We start from the raw sequence: 23,888 nt of genomic DNA on the forward strand, positions 1-23,888 counted from the left end.
TCAAGATGTAAGACTTTAGGCATCAAAACCACTGCACTTCTTGCACTCTTGCACTCTTGCACTTCTTCACACACTTAACCATCAAATAAAAAATCAATGAACATCGATATCATTTTACGCCCGGGCAGCACCATGGCCAAAGTCAGCCTGACGCCCGGCGAACATTTAACGGCCGAGGGGGGCAGCATGGTGGCCATGAGCCCGGGAGTGAATGTCACCACCACGACCTACAAACGCGAACAAGGCAACATTTTTGGCGCCATCAAACGGGTATTTTCGGGCGAAAGCTTTTTTATGAACCACTACACGGCACCCTCGCAGGGCGGCGAAGTGTGGGTGGCACCAACGCTCATGGGCGACATGTTTGTGCAGGAGCTGCAGGGACAAAAAATCATTGTGCAGTCGGGCTCGTACGTGGCCAGCTCCGAAGGGGTGAATGTGGACTTCAACTGGCAGGGCTTTAAATCGCTGCTGTCGGGCGAAAGCATGTTTTGGCTCTCGGTGAGCGGACAGGGCAAGGTGCTTATCAACTCGTACGGGGTCATTTATCCGGTGAAGGTGGATGGCGAGTACATCGTTGACACCGGCCACATTGTGGCATTTGACGAAACGCTCAACTTCAGCATCACCAAAGCCGGCAAAAGCTGGATGTCGTCGTTCCTGGGCGGCGAAGGGTTGGTGTGCAAATTTAAGGGCAAAGGAACCGTATGGTGCCAGAGCCACAACCCCAAATCATTCGGCTACTCCATTGGCCCCAAACTCAAACCCCGAAAATAAGCATCCATGAACGAGAAATTTGAATATCAACTGGAAGGTCAGCCCGATTTTAGCCTGCTGACCGTCAACATACCTGCCGGTCGCACCCTCAAGGTGGAAGCCTCGGCCATGGCATCGATGGACACCAACATTAAAATGAAGACCCGATTCAAGGGAGGTTTTTCGCGCCTGTTCACGGGCGAATCGCTCTTCATCAACGAGTTCACGGCGCAGAATGCGGCCGGCGAAATCAAAATCGCCCCCGGTGCCCCCGGCGACATGATACACCATTACCTGAACAACGAAACCATCTACATTCAAAGTTCGGGTTACGTGGCCTCATCGCCCGAAATCGACCTCAACATGAAATGGCAGGGACTCAAAGGCTTCTTCAATGGCGAGGGTCTGTTTCTGGTGAAATGTACCGGCACTGGCGACCTGTGGCTCAACAGCTTTGGCGGCATCGTGGAGATTGACGTGAAAGACGGTTACACGGTAGATACCGGTCACATCGTGGCCTTTACCGAAGGCCTGAGCTACCGCGTGACCAGCGTGGGTGGCTACAAGTCACTCTTCTTCTCGGGCGAAGGACTTGTGTGCCAGTTTTCGGGACAAGGCAAGGTGTGGATTCAGTCGCGCAAAATCAACCCCTTTGCGGGATGGCTGCACCCGTTTAGACCTAAGGCGTCGAACAATTAAAAATTACTCTTACATGATTTAACCGCAAAGGGCGCGAAGTGAGGAACGCTAATCGACAAAGTCGCTTTGCCTTAGCAAAGAAAGTGCACGGAGTATTTCTTAGCGATCTTGGCGTCACCTTGGCGTCTTTGCGGTAAAGAACTATAGGTTCTACCGCTGAGGGCGCTCTTAGGTTTAAAGTTTCATAGAAGATCATCAAAAGACAGAAAACGGGATGTCCCAAATGGGGTGTCCCGTTTTTTTTTGATGAAAGTGATTGATGAAGCGTTGGGATCGGGACGAAGTGACCCACCATCGCACAACGCCCTCACCTGCCAACCGTCCCAAAGTGACATCCCATTCAAACAACAGACATCGTGAGATAAAAACAGCATCAAATCGAACAATAATCCACCCATTCCCGTCAGATTTTTCACATCCAAAAGCACAAAAAGCAGTAATCTTGACATAGCATAATTGAAGCAATAACAATACGGAGGAGTGGAAGAGTGGAGAAGTGGAGAAGTGGAGAAGTGGAAGAGTGGAAGAGTACCAACATTCAATTATCACATCTCACAGTTCGTAAAACATCGTCATTGATGGGAAATACGCTTGAAATACAATCAACAACAAATTATAACGGAATGAAAAAACTGCTTATCAGCATGGCCCTGATCATTGGCGGGGCATTGAGCGCAACGGCGCAACCACAGGGATGGATCAACGTGACGAAAGAGGGCGCCAAAAATGATGGCAAAACCCTGACCACCGCCGTCATCCAAAAATGCATTGACCGTGCGGCACAACAGGGCGGCGGCGTCGTTTACATTCCTGCGGGCGACTACCTCACGGGTGCCATCAAACTAAAAAGTAACATCACCCTGCACATCGACGGGGGTGCCACGCTCAAGTTTTCCGATAATCCCGACCACTACCTCCCCTTTGTGAAGGTGCGCTGGGAAGGGGTGATGATGAACAGCTTTTGCCCGCTTATCTATGCCGACAGCGTGGAGAATGTCACCATTGAAGGACGCGGCGTGCTTGACGGGCAGGGCAAGAAATGGTGGAACACCACCCTGGCCAACATCGCCGAGATTAAGAAAAACGGCGACCTGACCAACCTGAACCATTACCAAAAGATGTGGATGGAGGCCAACCCCAACATTGAGGTGTCGGACTACTACAAAAACACCCTTAAGCGACGCTTCTTCCGCCCACCGTTCTTCCAGTTGCACCATTCCAAAAACATCCGCATCGCGGGGGTGAAGTTTACCAACTCGCCCTTTTGGACCATCAATCCCGAGTTTTGCGATAACCTGACCATCGACGGGGTGACGGTCATCAACCCCGACTCGCCCAACACCGACGGCATCAACCCCGAGTCGTGCAGCAACGTGCACATCAGCAACTGCCACATCAGCGTGGGCGACGACTGCATCACCATCAAGAGCGGACGCGATGCCGACGGACGACGTCTGGCCGACCCATGCGAAAACATCACCATCACCAACTGCACCATGCTGAGCGGCCATGGCGGCGTGGTTATTGGCAGCGAAATGAGCGGCAGCGTGCGCAAAATCACCATCTCCAACTGCGTGTTCGATGGCACCGACCGGGGCATTCGCCTGAAGGCATCGCGCGAACGGGGCGGCGTGGTGGAAGAGATTCGCGTGGACAACATCGTGATGAAAAACATCCAGCGCCAGGCCTTTACCTTCGACCTGTTTTACGACAAGAGTCTGCCCGAGGGGCCGGTGACCGAAAAAACGCCCAGCTTCCGCAACATACACATCAGCAACGTGACGGCCACCGAGGTGAAACAGGCCGGCATGATTTTGGGAATCCCCGAGATGCCCATCCAAAACCTGACGTTCCACAACATCAACATCGAAGCAGAGACCGGGTTCGACATCACCACGGCCAAAAACATCGAGTTTCACAACGTGACCATCGACACACAAAAGGGTGCCGCGTTCAACGTTAAAGCGTCGGCCGATGTGGTGATGAGCAACATTAAAAGCAACCGTCCATTGGCCAACACGCCTGTTGTTCGTTTCGAAGATGTGAAAAACGCGCTGGTGAGCAACTGCTTCCCGCTGTACGCAACCGATACGTTTGCTGAGGTAAAGGGCGCATCGGAAAAAATCTATTTTAACAACAACGCCTTTCACAATGTGACCACCCCGGTGGTGAATCAAAGTGGCGAGGGTGCTGTGATGATGAAATAAAACATGCGTGAAGTGTTAACCGCAAAGGGCGCGAAGTGAGGAATGCAGAGGACGCAAAGTCTTCGCTTGGCGGTAAAAAAACACAGCGTAAGAATAAACGCAGAGGCGCAGAGGCGCTGAGTTATTTTGTTGCGCCATGCGTTTAAATAACAAACTGGTGTGCACTCGGACATTCGTAAAATCAATGATGCGAACTGAATAATATTCACATCCGGAACGAAAAACACATAACGAAACAAACCATAGTCTCCCCCTGGGGGATTAGGGGGCTTAAACTTAAAACATCATGAAAATCAAACAAACCATCCTCATCATCGCAGCCCTGCTGCTGAGCTTGCCCGCATGGGCTTACGACATTGTGGTGGCCAAAGATGGCAGCGGCGACTTTAAAACGGTGCAGGAGGCCATCATGTCGGTGCGCGACTACACGCCGGTGCCCAAAACCATCTTCATCAAAAAAGGGGTGTACATCGAAAAGGTGGTGATCCCGGCCAATAAATGCGACATCACGCTCATTGGCGAAAGCAAGGACAGCACCATCATCACGCACGACGACCATGCCAACATCAACAAAATGGGCACCTTCAGAACTTACACCCTCAAGGTGGAGGGCAACAACATTGCCATTGAGAACCTGACGGTGGAGAACAATGCCCCGCAACTGGGGCAGGCCGTGGCGCTGCACGTGGAGGGCAACAAATTTGTGATGCACAACTGTCGTCTGCTAGGCAACCAGGACACGCTGTTCACGGGCAACGACTTCAGCATGCAGCTGTACGAGCACTGCTACATTGAGGGCACCACCGACTTCATTTTCGGGCCGGCCACTGTGTGGTTTGAGCAATGCGTGATTCACAGCAAGCGCGACTCGTACATCACGGCCGCCTCCACGCCTGCAGCGAAGAAATTTGGGTACGTGTTCAACCGCTGTCGCCTTACGGCCAACGACGATGTGACCAAGGTGTACCTGGGTCGTCCGTGGCGGGCTTATGCGGCCACTGTGTTTATGCAGTGCGAACTGGGCGCCCACATTCTGCCCGAGGGCTGGGAGAACTGGCGCAACCCCGAGAATGAGAAAACCGCTCGCTATGCCGAATATCGCAACAGTGGCCCGGGTGCCGACCGCAGCAAACGCGTGGCCTGGTGCCGCGAGCTGACCCGAAAAGAGGCTAAGGCTTATACTCAGGCCAATGTGTTTGAGGGATGGAGGTGAGGAGTGGAAGAGTGGAGAAGTGGAGAAGTGGAGAAGTGGAAGAGTGGAGAAGTGGAGAAGTGGAAGAGTGGAGAAGTGGAGAAGTGGAAGAGTGGAGAAGTGGAGAAGTGGAGGAGTGGAGGAGTGGAAGAGTGGAGATAGAAAGAGGACTACACTGGTATAAATACGAAACGGTTCAATGTTACCCCCCTCGGGGGGATGGATATGGGCTAAATTGAAACAAAAGGGTGTCTCCGGAATTGGGGACACCCTTTTGGCATAAACACAAACAAACACAATTTTAAACCAAAAATTTTTCTCGAATACAGAGGCAGAATAAACGCAAAGGCGCGAAGACGCTGAGTTATTTTGTTGCGCCATGCGTTTAAATAACAAAGCAGATAACTCAAAAGAGTGATATAGCAGAGTCAAAATAAACGCAAAGACGCGAAGGCGCTGAGTGAATTTGTAACGCGTTGCGTTTAAATAATCCTTTAAAAACAATCGGCCAGTTCGGGCAATTGCACTTTGATGCTTTCGACGGCCAGGGCGGCCACGCGCATGGCACCGGCGCGGCTCAGGTGGGTGTTATCCTCCACGCCGTTGGGGTGTCCGGCATAGGCACCGGCAGGGGCATGCAGGTAAAAACGTTTGGAGGCTTCGATGCCGGCACCTTCGACCATCAGGTGAGTTTGGGCTTCGAGGTCGATGAGGGGCACAGAGGTCTCTTGCGCCACCGTTTTCATGGCGGCGGGATAGTTGCCGTGGGTATCGTTGAGGCGGCCGTTGGGCAGGAAGTCGCGACGCACGATGGAGGTAAACAGCACGGGGATGGCTCCTTTGGCACGCGCCTCGCTGATCATGCGCTTAAGGTTGATTTGATAAGAGGTTTCGGCGCGGGCATACACGGCGGGTTTCTCCTTTTTTTCGTCGTTGTGGCCAAACTGGATGAAGACATAGTCGCCGGGCTTGATTTTATCGAGCACCGCCTGCCACAGCCCAGTTTCGATGAAGCTTTTGGTGCTGCGACCGTTTTTGGCGTGGTTGTCGACCACAATGCGGGAGGTATCGACAAAAGCAGGCAACACCTGCCCCCAGCCGGTTTCGGGAAATACTTTAGTGGCCTTATTGGCCATGGTTGAGTCGCCCACCATAAAGATGGTGCGTTTGGGCGTTTGAGCCGCCATGAGTAACCACAACAGCGGCAAAAGGAGAAGATACTTCTTCATGATCGCATATGCTTTGATGTTTAGGAAATCAGTTAACCACACAAAAGTATCAATCGCGCCTCAAACAAGCGGGTAATAACTGGGTGAATAGGTGTGAAAATCATTCAACAGACATGCGGCATCAAACCGTTCAAAAAATCAACAAAACAAACTGATTAGAACCGGTGGCGTGTCAAAAAATCCCATGGATGCAACATTATTTACACATCGACGGAGTGCAAAAACGCGAAATTGGTTGAAGATTTATTAACAACTAAATTCAGTTTTTATGAAAAGAATCACTACTCTTTTAGCCGGCATCGCCTTTGCGCTATGCACCAATGTTTTTGCAGCTGAAAAAAACATTGACAACACAACCCTACTAAGTACAGCCATTTCGGAAGCATCAGAAAATGATGTAATCATTTTAGAAGACGGGGATTACATTATTGATGCGAATCTCGAAATCACCAAAGGAATCACCATCAAAGCAAAGAATGCAAAAAAAGCAACCCTTATTGGTGTCGGATTTTCATTCAAAACGCCAAACATTGGCGATGTCATTATTAAAGATTTGGTATTAGAAGGCACAAAAAACATCGATGCGACCTTGACATTATATGTGGCTGACATAAATGGTGCCACCACCCTGAGCAATGTGCTTTTTGAGAATTGCGACATAAATAACTACGGAAACTGCATGTTGAGAGCCAACCGAGCTGAAGGCACCTGCACTAGCTTTAAAGTGAACAACTGCATCATTAAAAAAATGGGATATTCAAACGCATATCCGTTTTTTCAAGCCACCAAAACAAAATTCACCAACAGCCTTGAGTTAACCAACAGTACCATTGCCGATTTTGCCAATGAGTATGTTCAATTCTACGGAACTGTAGGTGGAAATGACGATGCAATCATATTGTTCAAAAACAACACCTTTTACAACACCGTTACGAATGAAGCACGACGTCCTTTTAGCGGGAAATCGGGAAAGATTTATGTCCAAAACAACATCTTTGCAAAGTCGCCGGTTCACACATCAGGTGAAATATCATTTGACAAATCAGTCACTACAGCCGAATTGACCAACAATGTGATTTTCGATTATGCCAATGGGGCTTTGCTGGCAGCAGCCTGGATCACCAAAACCGACAATCAGGAATCGGATCCGGCTTTTAAAAATAGTGCAGAATACAACTTCACCATCCCCGAAGGTTCTTCACTTATCACACTCAACATTGGCGATCCTCGTTGGTTAAAAGGGACCTTAAATTCACTTCCCCAACTGCAACAGGACGAGAACATCCAATATAGCAATGCAACCATCACTAGCAAGCATGCTGCCACCATTCACATCATGACCCTGACCGGCAAAACCGTGCTGCAACAAAGCGACTGCACATCATTGTCGACAGCCTCATTGGCCAAAGGCATCTACCTGGTGCAAGTGACGGCCAACGGCAGCACCCACACGCAAAAAATTGTGGTGCGTTAATGCATCGTCACCTCATTTCACCCAAAGGCTTCGGAACTCACCGAAGCCTTTGCTGCAAAATGCTGTTGATTGAATCAACGGCATCAAACACGCGTGCAAAAGGCCATCTACCCAATCAACGGCGTTTTGCACGCGTGCAAAGGGCTATTGATTGGATCAACGACGTTTTGCACGCGTGCAAAGGGCTGTTGATCGGATCAACGGCATTTTGCACGCTCGCAAAGGCTGTTGATCCAATCAACGGGCTGATGCAAACATGGTCAAAACAAACATGGCCATCCATTGTAACAATGCGTCCACCTTTGAAACCACTTTTTACACATCTTAACAAATAAGAGAGGGTAATTTTACAGCATCAACACAAACAGGCTCGTGAGCCAAAAAACAAAACACCATGTTAAAAGCGCTACAACTCATTACCATCACCACCGCATTATTACTCACACACCTCACACTGGCACAACAGCCGGCCTTTCCCGGCGCCGAAGGTGGCGGGATGTACACCACCGGAGGAAGAGGTGGAAATGTTTACTTCGTGACATCACTCGACGACACATCCACCGGCAACCTCACCACCCGCGAAGGCACCCTGCGGTGGTGCCTGGCTCAAACAGGCCCTCGCACCATCATTTTTAAAGTCGCCGGAATCATTGCACTCAACTCCGCACTCAAAATACCGGCCAACACCACAATAGCAGGTCAAACAGCACCGGGCGATGGCATTTGCCTAAAAAACTACAGCACCACGCTCTCTGGCGACAACATCATCATCCGCTACATGCGGTTTAGGATGGGTGACGAAAAAGCCTACGAAGGCGATGCTTTATGGGGACGTAATTTGTCCAACATCATCATCGACCATTGCTCATTAAGTTGGAGCACCGATGAATGCGGCTCGTTTTACGACAACACCAACTTTACCCTGCAATGGTGCATCCTGTCCGAAAGTCTTCGAAATTCAGTTCACGTCAAAGAAGCCCATGGTTACGGGGGCATTTGGGGCGGCAAAACAGCCACGTTTCACCACAACTTATTGGCTCACCACGACAGCCGAAACCCACGCATGTGCGGATCACGATTCAGCGGACAACCGGAATTGGAACTTGTCGATTTCCGCAACAACGTCATCTACAATTGGGGGGGCAACAGTGGATACGCCGGTGAAGGCGGATCGTACAACTTTGTAAATAACTATTACAAACCCTCCAGCTACTCGAGCAATCCCACACGCATCTTCCAACCCAATGCCTACAATGACGTTTGGGGCACGTTTTATGTCAATGGCAATTACATGCACAGTAGCACAACGGTGACCAATGACAACTGGGTAGGCATACATCCGAACCCAACCACAAAATCAAAAGAAGAACTGAAATCGCTGACCGAATTTACCGTTCCCTATGTCACCACTCACACAGCCCAAGAAGCCTACAACCTGGTTCTCAATCATTGTGGTGCGTCGAAGCGGCGCGATGCCACCGACAAACGGGTCATCAACGAAGTAACCAACGGATTAGCGCCCATGCGCGCCACACTGGGCACCACCCGGGGCGGTCTTATCGACACACAATCAGATGTGGGCGGATGGGATACCTATTCTTATCAAGCGTCAGATGTGCCAACCGACACCGACAAGGATGGAATGCCCGATGAATGGGAACAAGCCAACGGACTCGATGCCAACAATGCTTCGGATCGCAACACAACAGCAGCCTCGGGCTACACTTACTTAGAAGAATATCTCAACGATGCGGCAAAACCCACATCGTCGGCATCCACCAAAAACCGAACCATGTTGACCCATTACCAAACCAACGATGCCAAAAGCCTGGTTCTGACATCCGAAAACAGCATTGCAAACGTCACCATCATCAATCTGCAAGGTCGAATGATGTTGCAGCAATCAGCCAACAACAACGAAGTGACTGTTGACATTCAAAAACTCAACCAAGGCTTGCACCTGGTGCAAATCACTTTCAGCAACGGACAAACAATGACCCAAAAATTCCTCAAAACCCGTTAATCCTCTCCATTGGGATAAAACACGAAGGTCGCAGAGCTGAATGGCTTTGCGACCTTTGTGTTTTTTGTCAGATGCCCCCGACATGGATGAATCGGCACCCAATATAGTTTAGAACAGAAGACCTTAAGACAAAGAGACAGATGATGAGATGAAGAAAGATTTATAGATCCGGTCTTTTCGTCTCATCTATCTGTCTGCCGTCGACCAATCGTCATGTCTTACATCTGAAAAAAACGAAATGCCATGGAATCGATCATTTTATTACATCCAATCGGGCAAAAACGAAAACCCGATGCAGAAGGGATACACTTGCGGGTCGGCCGATTTGGCGAGTCGCGACTGACTGTCGAAGCGGTCGTTGTGGATCCACGCTCCCCCCAGCCACAGGTGTCGCAAAGTTACAGGTTAAGGCTAAAAACAGGCCATAAAAAAAGCGCCCCACCAGGGAGCGCCTTCCTATTCACAAACTTACAAACCTAAAAATTTGAATCATTTATCAATTCTAAACCAGTCCACATCCATCCATCCGCCATCGTTTGAGAATTGCGGACGGGTCACAAACAAACCCACTTTGGCACCAATCCATCGCCCTTCGCGAGCGGTGAAGGTGTTGCCCAGCGACTGGTATTTTTTCCCGTCGGTGCTGTAACTATAGGTACACACGCCCTCTTTGGCCACAGAAACTTTCAGCCACAGGTTGCCATCTTTCAAATTTACTGTCGCATTCACCTTTTCGGGCGTTCCCTTGTCGGCCTTGGCACAGTCGGCCTGCGTGAGCACCAACCCCGCGGGGGTATTTTCAACAAACAGACCGCCATAGTTAAAGCCCATCACCACCAATCCGGCACGTTCGCCGGTAAACTTGCTACTGGGCGTGAAAGTCACCTTAGTGGTGGCCGAGAATTCGGGTGCCGGAAACTTTTGCATCAGCAAATTAGGGACATTCCACAGGTTCTTATAATCGGCAGCGAGGGGTACCGAAAACAATCGGGCATAACCCTTGTGGCCGGCATTAAAAACCCAGGTAGGCTGTGGATTGGCATGCCACTGCCACTGCCACCCAAGGGAGATGCCGTCAAATTCGTCGCTTTCCAGCGGAGTACACACCGGATAGGTAGCTCCCACATTGGGTTTGCGGTGCGACAAAACCGGTTCGCCACAGCCATCACCATCTTTATCAACGCCCATCACCGGCCAGCCATCTTTCCAGGTCATGGGTTGCAGATGCACAATGCGTCCGTAAGCATTCACATCCTGAAAATGGAAAAACCAGTGCTCTCCGCCCGGGGTTTCCACCCACGCACCCTGATGGGGACCGTTGATGGCCGTTTTGCCTTGTGCCAGCACAATCTTTTCCTCGTAGGGGCCATACACGTTTTTTGAACGCATGGCCAACTGCCATCCGGGCTTCACACCACCGGCCGGTGCCAAGATGTAATAGTAACCATCCTTTTTATGAAACTTGGTTCCCTCAACGGTTTCGTGCTTCTCGTGACCATCAAACACAATGCGGCTTTCGGAGATGGCTTGGGTGCCATCGGGGGTCATTTCAAACACGGCCAACACACTCTTGAGCCCGGCACGACTGCCCGCGAAAGCATGCGACACATACGCACGCCCGTCCTCATCCCACAACGGGCATGGGTCGATGAGTCCTTTGCCGGCTTTCACCATCGCCAGGGGCGACCAGGGACCTTCGGCCTTTTTGGCTTTGGTCATCAGAATGCCAAAATCGGGATCGCCCACGTAAATAAAAAACTCACCCTGATGGTAGCGAATGCTTGGCGCCCACATGCCGTTACCATGCTGGGGTTTATCAAACACCGATTCGTATTTCAGGCCGTCGGGAGCCGCAGCGCCCACCAGGCTCCAGTTCACCATGTCCTTTGAATGCAGAATCTGCAAGGCCGGCACACAGTTAAAGCTCGACGACACCATGTAGTAATCGTCGCCGGCACGACACACATCGGGGTCAGAGTAATCGGCATACAAAATCGGGTTCTGATAGGTGCCATTCCCCTTATCGGCCACCCACACTTTCGACACATAAGGCTGTTGCGCCTGTGCCGCACCAGCAGCCATCAACATGGCTGTTGCAAACAATTGGGTTATTCTCATCATTCGTTCGTTTACTTTTTGAGTTGATACATCGCATCTTGATACTTGCGTCTTGATACTTATATCAATGTCGCTTAGTAGAGACAATAAAAGACAAGAAGAATTTTAGACAGCAGACAGATAGATTAGACTGTGAAGACGAAGAAGACAGATCTCAATGTCTTTCTTCATCTCATCCTCTGTCTCAATGTCTGACGTCTTCTTCTCTTAAATAACAACATTGATACTTGCGTCTTGATACTTGAACAAACTTACTTCTTAAAATCCTCCATTTCAAGACTGGCCATGATAAAAGGCCCGACGGCTTTGGGGTCGTCATCGCGAACCGGCTCACTGATGTAATATTCAAACGTACCGCTGCGATAAGGTTTTCCGCCCAAACCGGCCACGGCACACCCTCGTGTGATCGAGATGGTACCATCGGCATTTTCGCGAATGAAGTTTTTAATGATGCCGTCATAACTTTTCAAGGCAATCTGACGATGCGAGGCATCGAGATACCCCATGCGCACGCCTTTGAGAATGGCATAAGTAAACATGGCCGAGCAGGACGATTCCAAGTAGTTGCCTTCACGCGTGCCCTGGTCGAGCACCTGGTACCACAAACCGGTGGCCGGATCCTGAACTTTCTCCACAGCTTGCACCAACTCACGGAATATGATCACCATGGAATCGCGCCGAGGGGTCTCTGCCGGAATGAAATCGAGCGCATCAACCAGCGCCATGGCATACCAGCCCATGGCACGTCCCCACACGTGAGCCGACTGCCCCGTGATGCTGTCGGCCCAGGCCTGTTGACGGCACTCATCCCAAGCATGACGAAATAGTCCGGTGGCCGGGTCGTACAGATGCTTGCGAATTAACATAAACTGGTTCACCACATCGGGGAAAACCTCTGGCTCGTTAAACTCCTTACCGTACTGGGCATAGAATGGCGCCCCCATGTAAAGACCATCCAACCACATCTGGCAGGGATAAACTTTTTTGTGCCAAAAGCCCCCCTCCTGAGTTCGAGGATGCTCCTTTAATTGTGACCGTTGAAGGTCGAGCGCCTTTTTGTACTTCTCGTCCTTCGTTTTATTGTACAACCGAAAAAGAATCTTTCCGGTATTGATGCGGTCGATATTAAACTCGTGTGGTTTATAACCAATGATTTCGCCATTTTCATAAATCATGGTATCAGCATACTGCTTCACGTATTTAAAAAACTTTTCGTCGCCATAACGGTCGTACACATCCAAAAACGATTGAGAAACCAGACCATGGCAATAATTCCACTTCAGGCGATCTGAGAAATCGAGCATCCAGCCCTCAGGCGATCGTTTCATTTCCGACTCGGCCATGCGCACCGACATGGGAGTCACCCGGATCGATTTGCATCCGCCCAAAAGCAGCAGGCTAACCAACATCAAGGCTACCCCCGTTGACGTCATTTTACTTTTCAGCATATTCATTATTTTTTAGTTGAGATTCCATTTTGGGATAATCAAAACTAATTCAATGCGAATGTTTAAATGTGTAAAAACTGTTGAAGATGGTTCAAAAAATGACCTTTCGGTGTCGAAACATCAAATCATTCCGTCTTACAAGAAACACCCCACCACCCTGACAAACATAACCATACAAACACATCATCCGTCCACACGTGGCATAAAACCCGGTGAGGACGATAAAAAAGGGATAAACGAAAAATGCCGGAACGCACGCAAGGCATTCCGGCAACAAGAAAAATGGTAGAAAAAGAAGACTCAGTCTTGAAGCATCTGCTGAAGTTTTTTACGCGTAAAGAAAATGCGGCTTTTCACAGTCCCGATGGGCAGATCAAGCGTTTCGGCAATCTCTTTGTACTTGAACCCCTGGGTGTGCATTTTAAAAGGCACTTTAAAATCGTCATCCAGTCGTTCGATGGTCATCTCAAGCTCCTGAACGCGGTGAATCTCCTCGGGAGTTTCGGAGTCATAATTCTGTTTATTAGCCACACGCAACGCATCTTCGCTCCCATCAAAAGTGTTCCGACTCTTTTGGTTGCGACGATAGTTATTGATAAAAGTATTTTTCATGATGGTAAACATCCAGGCTTTGAAGTTGGAATTGTTCACAAACTGACTGCGATAGGTCAATGCCTTTAAGGTCGTTTCCTGTAACAAATCACTCGCGTCTTCGGCATTGGATGTCAGGCTCAATGCAAAAAAACGCAACCGATCCTGCAGGCTCAACAAGCTGTTATTGAACTGTAATGTGGTCATATCGCTTCTCTTTTATTCTGGTTTGATAGAACAAAGTTAGAAAAGATATTTCCGACATACAAGTCTTTTATTCCGATACCACCATTCTGTTTGAAATCATTCTAAATAACCACAACAATAAAGCACTGTGTATTAAAATGATTTGAAACACGAACAGGCAAAATCTAAATTAGCGACGCAGAGTCAGTTATTTTTTCAGGTGATCTTTATACTCCGATGGGGTCATGCCAAAATGCTGTTTAAAACATTTACTGAAATAGCGAGGATCATTAATACCCACCATATACGAGATCTGAGTCATGTTAAACTCGCCTGACTCAATGAGCTGGGCTGCACGTTTCACCCTTATTTCGCGAATAAACTCGATGGGTGCAAGCCCCGTGATGGTTTTGAGTTTTTTAAAGAACACCGACCGGCTCACGGCCATGTGGCTCACCAAATCATCGACCACCAGATTGCCATTGTCGATGTTTTGCTCCATATAACCAATCAGTTGCTCCATAAATTTTTGATCCTGCGACTGTATTTGAGGTTGCGAAGGCACCACCTCAAAACCACGCGTGGGCATGTTGGTTCGATAAAGCTGCTGCAACTTTTCACGCTGAGCCAGCAGGTTTTGAATACGCGCCAGCAAATATGACGTACTGAAGGGTTTGGTAATGTAGTCGTCAGCACCGGTCTCAAGACCCTCAATTTTACTATCAATATCAGTCTTGGCCGTCAACATCACAAATGGAATGTGCGATGTGTTGACATTTTCACGCAAGTGACGTAACAACTCCAACCCATTCATACCGGGCATCATCCAGTCACTAAGAATTAAATCGGGCACATGCTCCGAGGCGACCTTCAAGGCCTGCTCGCCATCTACTGCTTCATAAATCAAATACTCGGGAATGAGTATCTTTCGCAAAAAGGCGCGCAATTCAGCATTGTCCTCAACAATCAGAATTGAAGTGGCCGTGGTTTCAATGTCACATGACACATCCTCCATTACGTCATCCATTACCGGCGCGGAATCGCCAACCGAAAGCGCCGCATTATCGGCGATGATGATTTCCGTATCGGCATCAAAATGCTCAATGCCCCGACGGAACAGTAACGTAAAAGTGGTTCCCTCGCCTTCACGACTCTCCACGTCCACCTCAGCACCATGCATATCGGCCAGTTCCTTTACCAGCGATAACCCAATGCCTGTTCCCGGCAGATCGAACAAGTTTTTATCGATGAAACTCTCGAATCGTTGAAACAACATCTGCCGCTTATTTTCGGGAATGCCGGTACCACTGTCGGCAACCCTCAGCGCCACTCGGCCGTTGGCATCGTCAATGGTTACAGCAATGCGCCGTCCGCGGGGCGTAAACTTAAAGGCATTGGAAAGAAGATTAAACACAATTTTTTCGTATTTATCCACATCCACGTAAATGCGACTGCCATTGGTAAGATCTGTCAGTGAAAAATCTATGTCGTGCTCGGCAGCTAAGGTTGTGAAGTTAGTCATGATGGATTGGGTCACATCAGCCAACAATACCTCCTCAACCTTTAGCTGCATCTTTTTGTTTTGAATCTTCACAAAATCGAGAATCTGATTAATCAACCTCAACATCCGACGGGTATTACTTTGCACGACCACCAGTTCTTCACGGGTTTGAGCCGGCAGACTTTGATTCTCAAGCATGTGTTCAACAGGGCCGGCAATAAGCGTCAAGGGAGTGCGCAGTTCATGGGAAATATTGGTAAAAAAAGTCAATTTCAACTCGGCCAAATGGTGCTCGAGCGAGACCCGGCCTTTTAAACGATAGATGATAAACAGAATGTAGCCCCCCAACGCCACAACAAACATAAAAAACAAGAAATAAACAACATAAGCCCAAGCCGTTTCCCAAAACGAGGGCAGCACCCGAACCATGAGCACCTTTTCGTTGTCGACCCACACCCCGTCGCTGTTGGTCGATTTCACCCGCAAACGGTATTCACCTTTGGGCAAGTTTGTATAGGTCGCAACGCGTTGTTGCCCCACATAGTTCCATTCACTGTCAAACCCTTCTAACAAATAAGCATACGATACATTATCAGGATTCTTGTAATCGAGGGCAGCATAGGCAATGGACACCATCTTTTTATCATGGGGCAACACCAACTCCGACAATGCATTGATTTCGATTGGCAAAATGGAATTATCGGAATGGGGGTCAATCAGTTTATTGGAAAGATACAAATCGGTTAAAACAACAGATGGCACAAATTCGCTACGTTTGACATCAGCGGGATTAAATTGCAGAAGCCCTTTATCCATCCCAAAGTACACAACCCCGTTGCGGTCAATCATCGTCGATGCTTCCGAAAAAATGGCTTGCTCACCAAAACCGTTTTCCTGATAACGTTCAAATGTTTCGGCCACAGGATCAAATTTCACCAACCCGTTTTCGGTACTGATCCACACATTGCCGTGGGAATCTTCACTCATCCCAAGAATGACATCCGATGGCAAACCGTGAGCAGTGGTATAGGCACGAAAACGCAATTCACCCTTGCCAGAACTCTTCTCAACTTTATTGATGCCGCCTCCAAAGGTGGCCACAAACACCTGCTGATCACGCGTTGAAATCACATAATGCACATCGTTATTACTTAAACAAGTTGGATCACCGGCCTTAAAAGCATGCTTTCGAAAACTAATTTGCTCGGCATCCACAAAATCTTCGTTAAACGTTAGTAACCCGTTGGTAGTGCCCACGTAAATATCACCACCCGGCACCGAATTGATGTGACGGACACGATAAAACGCCCCTATGGGATACCCCTTCATATGATTGCGATGGTTAATAAACCGAATCTGGCCGTCGGACGATTCATCAATATAATTGAGCCCCCCCCCGTAGGTGGCCACCCAAATGCGTCCTTTACCATCTTCATGAATGTGATAGATATTGTCGTTACTCAAACTATAAAGGTCATCCGATTGATAACGAAAACGCACCATCCGATAGCTCAAGGCTCCTGTGGATGATGCAGGCACCATTTTCACCAATCCTTTTCCCTTTGATCCCAACCAGATGTTACCTCTTAAATCCTGAAGCATCGAATATTGAATTCCATCAACGGGCTTGCCGGAGGTCGCAATTTGCCCCGACTCGGTCAAGTAACCAATAAAGACAAAATTGGCGGAAAAAATGTGTACCCGGCCATCTTTGGTAGCCACCCAATAACGACCATCACGATCCTGCATGAGCGAGCGCACATCGTTGACAAAAGGTTCATGCAATGCCGCACCCGGCTTGATGATGCGGAAATTGGGATTATAAAACGTCACGCGCTCAAGCCCCTTTGAGCGCGTGCAAAGCCACAGATTTCCCTGACGATCGGAATACATCGAATGGAGCATGTTCGAGAACAAACGGGCGGGATCACGGGGATCATTATAAAAACTCTTTAATGCGCCCAATTGACGATCAAAATAAGAGAATCCTCCCCCCACGGGATGCACCCACAAACGTCGCTCGCCATCCTCTAAAATATGAAACGAGGGATGAAACAAGGACGTGGCAGCCTCATTGTACTCGGTAAATGTGCGATGCACACGTACCTGACCGCTCGCAGGGGTTATTTGCGTGATGCCGTTATAATCCTGTTGCACCCACGCTTCGCCATAACTATCCACAAACACATGCTGAACCACACCGGATGGCATACGCGGCTCACTAAAGCGATTAAGCAATTCTCCCCGACGGCTAAACAACACAAGCCCCTCACCATCAGTACCAACCAAAATACTTTCGCCAACCTTATTGAGGGTTTTTACAGACGACCGAACGCCTGTTTCCAGCAAATTGAATCGTCCTCCCTGAATATCATAACGCCAAATACGCCCCGCTGACACCCCAAACCATATTTCTTGATCAAACTCAACCATCGCATTAAACTGCTGACGATTACCGCCATTCACATCGGGGGTTTCATAAAAGAAAACAACCGGATCTGTCGTCCCGTGCTTAAACAACGCCACACCGTTATCGGTCAGCACCCAAACATTTTGGCGGCTGTCTTCAACCATATCAACCACCTGATTGCCCATGACAAAACCTGTTTCGGTCGAAAAAACCTTGCTTTTAACAATGACACCGTCTTTATCAAGCCAAACCTTCACCAGCCCTTCACCCGATTCGGAAGCCAACCAAATACTACCATCGGTATGCACCAATATTTGGCGAATGCTTTTAGGAAACGACGCCACATTGTCACCCAATGCCGGGAAATTGGAAAACAAACGACTGCGCGGATCAAATCGCAACACTTTACGGTCGTATGTCAACACCCAAATGTAGCCGTAATGATCTTCAACAATGTAATCGAAGCGACTGTTGACCACATTCACCTGATCGCCCGGACGTGGTTTAAATATGGTAAAACGATGCCCATCAAACCGATTGAGACCATCCCAGGTCGCAAACCACATATTGCCGGTGCGATCCTGCAACATGTGCATAATGGTATTTTGAGAGAGCCCATCGGCATCGGAATAATGACGAATGGAACAATGAGGCTGAGAAAAGCCCGATACAAACACAAAAACAAACAACAGCACTACGAAATTCCTCATCACCACACTATTAGTCCGTAAAAAAACGACATCAAACTGCACAAAAACGTGCATCACAAAAGATTCTTCATTTCGGGTAGATGGCAGAACCGCCAAAGGTATTAAAAAATTGCTCCACAGGAGTCCCCCGATAACCGATGTGACTTTTGCCAGAAGCGTCGGCACTCAGCGACCGACTCACATTAATCAACACTTCCGAACCACCCGAAGCAGTCACCAATCCATCAAGAGCAATCAATCCAATGGCATTGACTTCACTCCCACCCTCAGCAGTCACAACAACCGACAGGGACTCACCACCCACCTTAATACTGCCACCATTAAGTGCCGTCAATACCAAATGTTCGCTTTTGACGGAAAGGAAAATATCCGAACCACTGTGTGCATGCACTTTCAACTTAGAAATCACCAATTCATTAACGCCATAAACATCAGAACCACCCGAGGCACCGACTTCACGTAATGTTTTGCACTGCAGATAAACTTTAGGCGGGAATTTTAAAGGCCAATGCGCAGGGAGTAAAGCCGAAATAACCAAAATACTGTCCTGAATCTCGGTTCGAACATGAAACAACGAAGGGCGCACCCCTTCAATTTCGACCGCAAAAATATCCGATTGCTTCAGGTAAAGGTCAATGCCCGAGGAGACCGCCACACTATGAAAACCGCCAACAGCGCGGGGTATACGTTCCTGTGCACACAGCGAGTCTGGGATGCAACAAATCAGGAGTAAAATAAAAAACACAGCTAATCGCATAATCACATTTCATGTCAATCATCGGGACAATTGATAAAGATAAGCAATCCGACAATCAACAAAAAGCCTTTGTCTAAAAAAGGTGACACAGGACAATGCTCTAAGAAAGCTCAATTCTTATACTGCAACAGATTTTTTAAACGATTGATGCTCTCCTTATTTTTACAAATAAACAACTGCGAATCGAGCACAAAAATAGGTCGCTTCAAAAAGGTATATTCATCGAGAATTAATTGCCGGATTTCCGATTCCGACAACTCACGCTTATAAAGCTCCATTTCGCGATACTTGCGAGCCTGACGATTAAAAAGCGCCTGATACGAACCACTCAACCCGGCCAGGTAATCCAGCTGCTCGGGTGTTACGGATTCATCTTTGATGTTTTGCAAAGTAAATTCCTCATTCGGTGCGATGTCCCGAATGATGCGTCGACAAGAAGAACAAGTCGATAAATGAAAAATGTGCTTCATAAATAGGTTCCTGATTTGGCCATTAAATCACGTGACAAGCATCCATGCCTGTAAAAAACACACGATTGCTTATAAACTAGCCAATAAAATTAGGCTATTCAGCATAGAAGCACCACAACTAAAAGGGTCATTTTTACCAATGGTTTAATATCAGGGATGAATTGGCAAAAAATGTCAACCAAACAAAAGGAATCATAAAAAAGTTGTTTTCAAAACAGCAATTATAAGCACGCTGCTTTGAAAACAACCGATAGAAATTTGTTATTTAAAACACACGATTCAAACTACGCACAGTGTCGTTGCAAATAATCGATGGTTGAGCGTACCGACACCAATTGTGCTATCTCCTCATTTTTCACATTCACTTTAAACTTGGTCTCTAAATAATAAAGAAAACAAGTCATATCCACATCGTCCACAAAAAGCTCATTTTTCAATTGGGCTTCTTCGGCAATTAAATTACGGGGCACTCCGGTCTTTCTCAATACTTTATAAAGATTCCGGCGAATTGATTTTGCTGTCATCATTTTAAACCTTTTAAGGTTAACTATCTCTCTCGTTTGAACACTTACATCACTATGACAAATCATGCGGGTTGCACACGTATGAACAACGGCATTTTTTATTCATTTTTTTTAAAAAAAGGAGTCCCTAATTGCATTACAAAATGGAGCTTTTTAAAAAGGCCTATCCAACCATCAGTCGGAAAGGCCTTTAAAATAACTCCAATGGCATTATCCTTTACGGAAACGCAAACGATGAATCAACCTTTTTTGCCAAATTTTATAGGCATAGATGATGTGATACATCGAAGGCACCATTAATAACGTGAGAAAAGTGGTTACAGTCAATCCAAACACGATAGTCCACGACAGCGGGCCGAAGAACGACACGTTATCACCCCCAAAGAAAATATGGGGATTAAAATGCGTGAATAGCCCTACAAAATCGATGTTGAAACCAATGGCCAACGGAATTAACCCCAGGATGGTTGTGGCCGCAGTAAGCAACACCGGCGTGATACGAGCCTTAGCAGCCTGCACCATGGCTTCACGCGGGCGCAATCCCTCGCTGAGCAACACATCGGTGAACTCCACCAACAGGATGCCGTTACGCACAACAATACCGGCCAGCGCTACCAACCCCATGCCGGTCATGATGATGGAGAACGGCATTTGAGTGGCTGTAAAACCAATCAACACCCCAATCAGACTGAAAAACACCGCAGAAATAATAATCACCGGCTTGCTGATAGAATTAAATTGAGCAATCAAAATAAACACAATCAAACAGAGCGCCAGCAACATGGCCAGACTCAAAAAATCTGAAGATTCCTTTTGATCTTCCTGCTCTCCGGTAATATTAATCGTAACGTCATTGGGTTTATGAAACGAAGGGATGGCCTTCTTCATCACCGCAATCACCTCATTGGCCGTAAAGCCGGTAATAACGTTAGCATTGACAGTAATCACACGTTTCAGGTTTAAACGAGTAATAGCTCCTACCGAATTCTCGTAATGGATTTTAGCCACAGCCGACAAGGGGATGCTTCGCAAGATGCCGGTATTCATATCTCGATAGGTAATATGAAGGTTCACCAACCGGTCGATGTTCTCGCGCTGATCTTTAAGGAACCTCACCATGATGGGATGCTGCTCCTCACCCTCACGAAACTTCGAAGACTCCTTACCATACACGGCAGCCCGGATGTCACTGCCCACCTGGCCGGTAGAAATGCCTTCACGATTGGCTCTGACGCGATCCAGGTCGATGATCACCTCGGGCTTGGTACTCTCAAAATCGGTTTTAAACTTATCGGCACCCAAAATATTGAGCGAATCCAGATAAGCAATCAAGCGATTAGATGTCTCCATCAGCACATCCAAGTCATCACTGCTCACCTCAAGGTTGATGGGTTTTCCCGTGGGAGGACCATTGGCCTCTTTCTCTACATTAATTTCAGCCCCGGCAATGCCCCTGACAGCCTCACGCACCTTCTCCATGTAGTCGTTGGTATTCTCGCCGTTGCGCTCACCAAACTCTACAAAATTGACAGTCACCTTGGCCTTGTGAGAAGTCTTTGTTCCCGAATCGAAAATATCGGCCGAAGCCCCCAAAGCCACATTCGACACCACCGATTCCACAATGGGATTGTTTTTCCCCAACACGGCCATCACGCGTGATTCAACCTCGCAGGTCACCGAGTCCGTGACATTCACATCAGTGCCGACGGGCATCTTGATATAAACATTCACGGTATTGGGCTCATTGTCGGGAAAGAAAACCACGGGAGGAGCAAACATCCCAAAAAGCACCACTGAAAGAAAGAATAAACCCACCATGCTCCACAGCAAAATACCGGGACGACGCTTCCACAACAACCGGCGCAAGAGGTGCTCGTAACGATCGAGCAGATGAGGCAAATAATGATGTTGAAAACGATCGAGCATTTTCACCCCATACATGTTATGGAGCACATAACAAATCGCAAAGAAAACGACCAGATTACCCAACATCGTCATTCCTGCCAAATGTGCCAACAGAACTCCCACGAGCATCACGCCCACATTACGCCACATTTTTTTACGAGGCAAATGTCCAACGGATTCATCGCGCTTCATAAACTGAACGGCAAACACCGGGTTGATGATGTAGGCCACCACCAATGATGCAAACAGGGTGATGATGATGGTGACGGGGATGTAAAACATAAACTCGCCCACCACGCCCGGCCAAAAGGCCAACGGAAAAAATGGCGCAAGAGTGGTAAGCGTTCCGGCCAAAATGGGCACAAACACCTCCCCGGCAGCTTGCTTGGCAGCCTGCACAATGGTCATGTTTCCTTTCATGAAGATGCGGTGCGTGTTTTCGATGACCACAATGGCATCGTCAACCACAATCCCCAATGCAAAAATAAAGGAGAACATCACCAACATATTCAAAGTAAAATCGATACCCGGCATCACGATGTATGCCAAGGCCATGGACAAAGGCACCGACACTGCCACAAAAAACGCATTGGTCACGCCCATGAAAAACATCAACACAATGGTGACCAGCACAAAACCAATAATGATGGTATTATTCAAATCGGCCAAAGTGGTACGGGTGTATTTACTTTGATCGCCCGAAATGGTAATGGTCACATCCTTAGGCACTTTATGCTCCTTCAGGTTGTCCAAAATCTTTTTGATGCCATCGGAAGCATCCAGCAAGTTTTCGCCACTTTTTTTGACGACATTGAGTGTGATCACATTTTGACCGTTCAGGCGGGCAAAACTGTCCTGCTCCTTAAATCCGGCTTTCACTTCAGCTACATCCTTGAGATAAACCAACCCGCCGCCAGAGGCACCCACCACAAGATTACGAAGGGTTTCGACATCTTTGAACTCCCCTACCACACGAATGTTACGGCTCATACCTTGCAAATTGATGGAACCGCCCGAGATGGTCATGTTTTCATAGGCAATGGCTCGATCCACATCGCTAAAGGTAAGGTTATAGGCCTGCATTTTGAACATATCGAGGTTCACCTGAATCTCCTTCTCAAGTGCCCCCACGATGTCCACGCGGGTTATTTCGGGCAGTTCCTCGATGCGATCCTGAGCCTCATCAGCAAACACCTTGAGCTGATCCAGCGGATAGTCGCCCGACATATTCAGGTACATGATAGGAATTTCCGACATATCAATCTCCATCACCGAGGGATCCTGATCCAGATCGGTAGGCAAATCGCTTTTGGTCTTATCCACAGCATCCTTTACCTTTTGCTTGGCATCGGCCTTATCCACATCGGTTTGAAACTCGATAATGATTGAGCTCATATCCTGAATGGAGTTACTCCGAATTTCTTTAATGCCATTGATAGATTTAATATTCTTCTCCAAAGGGCGGGTTATCAGGTTCTCCATATCCTGCGGCGACGTACCGGGATAAATGGTATTGACAATGATGGTAGGGATCACAATTTCGGGGAACTGTTCCTTGGCAATTCGTGTGTAACTAACCATCCCGAAAATGATCAGAATCAGCGTCAAGACGTAGATGCTGGTCTTATTGTCAATGGCCCAACTGGTGGGCTTAAACTCTTTATGATTTGTTTCCATATCTCCTTATT

General features: G+C 48.0%; 16 protein-coding genes. 6 read left to right on the top strand and 10 right to left on the bottom strand.

Going from position 1 to position 23,888, the window contains the following annotated elements; translation table 11 throughout:
- The first annotated feature begins 96 nt into the window (after positions 1 to 96).
- The 4 genes from LX69_RS12510 to LX69_RS12530 all read left to right on the top strand — a co-directional run bounded on the left by LX69_RS12510 (position 97) and on the right by LX69_RS12530 (position 4,875).
- Positions 97 to 777, top strand: coding sequence for a TIGR00266 family protein (locus LX69_RS12510; RefSeq protein ID WP_111446396.1), 681 nt, complete (start codon positions 97 to 99; stop codon positions 775 to 777).
- Between the two features lie 6 nt (positions 778 to 783).
- On the top strand, positions 784 to 1,455 hold the full coding sequence (locus tag LX69_RS12515) for a TIGR00266 family protein (RefSeq protein WP_111446397.1): 672 nt from the start codon (positions 784 to 786) through the stop codon (positions 1,453 to 1,455).
- A gap of 623 nt (positions 1,456 to 2,078) precedes the next feature.
- A complete protein-coding gene (locus LX69_RS12525) occupies positions 2,079 to 3,662 on the top strand; it encodes a glycoside hydrolase family 28 protein (RefSeq protein WP_111446399.1) in 1,584 nt (527 codons plus the stop codon).
- A 286-nt stretch (positions 3,663 to 3,948) separates the two neighbouring features.
- Complete coding sequence (locus LX69_RS12530; protein WP_111446400.1) at positions 3,949 to 4,875, top strand: pectinesterase family protein; 927 nt, start codon at positions 3,949 to 3,951, stop codon at positions 4,873 to 4,875.
- 473 nt (positions 4,876 to 5,348) lie between these two features.
- On the opposite strand, the gene LX69_RS12535 is transcribed toward LX69_RS12530, so the two are convergent.
- Positions 5,349 to 6,083 (bottom strand): rhamnogalacturonan acetylesterase, encoded by a 735-nt coding sequence (locus tag LX69_RS12535; RefSeq protein ID WP_111446401.1) that lies wholly within the window; start codon positions 6,081 to 6,083, stop codon positions 5,349 to 5,351.
- A gap of 268 nt (positions 6,084 to 6,351) precedes the next feature.
- Between LX69_RS12535 and LX69_RS12540 the strand changes: the two genes are divergently transcribed.
- Both LX69_RS12540 and LX69_RS12550 read left to right on the top strand, forming a co-directional pair.
- Entirely contained in the window at positions 6,352 to 7,557 is a 1,206-nt protein-coding gene (locus LX69_RS12540; RefSeq protein ID WP_111446402.1) for a DUF5123 domain-containing protein, read from the top strand.
- Positions 7,558 to 7,951: 394 nt separating this feature from the next.
- On the top strand, positions 7,952 to 9,580 hold the full coding sequence (locus LX69_RS12550) for a T9SS type A sorting domain-containing protein (RefSeq protein WP_170124379.1): 1,629 nt from the start codon (positions 7,952 to 7,954) through the stop codon (positions 9,578 to 9,580).
- A 261-nt stretch (positions 9,581 to 9,841) separates the two neighbouring features.
- Here LX69_RS12550 and LX69_RS18250 read toward each other — a convergent pair whose 3' ends face one another.
- The 9 genes from LX69_RS18250 to LX69_RS12595 all read right to left on the bottom strand — a co-directional run bounded on the left by LX69_RS18250 (position 9,842) and on the right by LX69_RS12595 (position 23,877).
- Positions 9,842 to 9,976: a hypothetical protein gene (locus LX69_RS18250; RefSeq protein ID WP_262509761.1), complete on the bottom strand. Its 135-nt coding sequence runs from the start codon at positions 9,974 to 9,976 to the stop codon at positions 9,842 to 9,844.
- A gap of 93 nt (positions 9,977 to 10,069) precedes the next feature.
- The gene (locus LX69_RS12555; RefSeq protein WP_111446404.1) at positions 10,070 to 11,701 is read right to left on the bottom strand and encodes a glycoside hydrolase family 43 protein; all 1,632 of its coding nucleotides are present in this window, start codon (positions 11,699 to 11,701) and stop codon (positions 10,070 to 10,072) included.
- A gap of 248 nt (positions 11,702 to 11,949) precedes the next feature.
- A complete protein-coding gene (locus LX69_RS12560) occupies positions 11,950 to 13,146 on the bottom strand; it encodes a glycoside hydrolase family 88/105 protein (protein ID WP_111446405.1) in 1,197 nt (398 codons plus the stop codon).
- A gap of 300 nt (positions 13,147 to 13,446) precedes the next feature.
- Positions 13,447 to 13,944 (bottom strand): RNA polymerase sigma factor, encoded by a 498-nt coding sequence (locus LX69_RS12570; RefSeq protein ID WP_111446407.1) that lies wholly within the window; start codon positions 13,942 to 13,944, stop codon positions 13,447 to 13,449.
- Positions 13,945 to 14,131: 187 nt separating this feature from the next.
- Positions 14,132 to 18,544, bottom strand: a complete 4,413-nt coding sequence (locus tag LX69_RS12575; protein ID WP_170124380.1) for a hybrid sensor histidine kinase/response regulator transcription factor — start codon at positions 18,542 to 18,544, stop codon at positions 14,132 to 14,134.
- A 67-nt stretch (positions 18,545 to 18,611) separates the two neighbouring features.
- On the bottom strand, positions 18,612 to 19,301 hold the full coding sequence (locus LX69_RS12580) for a head GIN domain-containing protein (protein ID WP_111446409.1): 690 nt from the start codon (positions 19,299 to 19,301) through the stop codon (positions 18,612 to 18,614).
- 110 nt (positions 19,302 to 19,411) lie between these two features.
- Positions 19,412 to 19,771 (bottom strand): arsenate reductase family protein, encoded by a 360-nt coding sequence (locus tag LX69_RS12585; RefSeq protein ID WP_111446410.1) that lies wholly within the window; start codon positions 19,769 to 19,771, stop codon positions 19,412 to 19,414.
- 284 nt (positions 19,772 to 20,055) lie between these two features.
- Positions 20,056 to 20,298, bottom strand: coding sequence for an acyl carrier protein (locus LX69_RS12590; RefSeq protein WP_245935016.1), 243 nt, complete (start codon positions 20,296 to 20,298; stop codon positions 20,056 to 20,058).
- Between the two features lie 207 nt (positions 20,299 to 20,505).
- On the bottom strand, positions 20,506 to 23,877 hold the full coding sequence (locus tag LX69_RS12595) for an efflux RND transporter permease subunit (RefSeq protein ID WP_111446411.1): 3,372 nt from the start codon (positions 23,875 to 23,877) through the stop codon (positions 20,506 to 20,508).
- Positions 23,878 to 23,888 lie beyond the last annotated feature (11 nt).

Origin of the sequence: Breznakibacter xylanolyticus, from assembly GCF_003254275.1 — a bacterium.
GTDB lineage: Bacteria > Bacteroidota > Bacteroidia > Bacteroidales > Marinilabiliaceae > Breznakibacter > Breznakibacter xylanolyticus.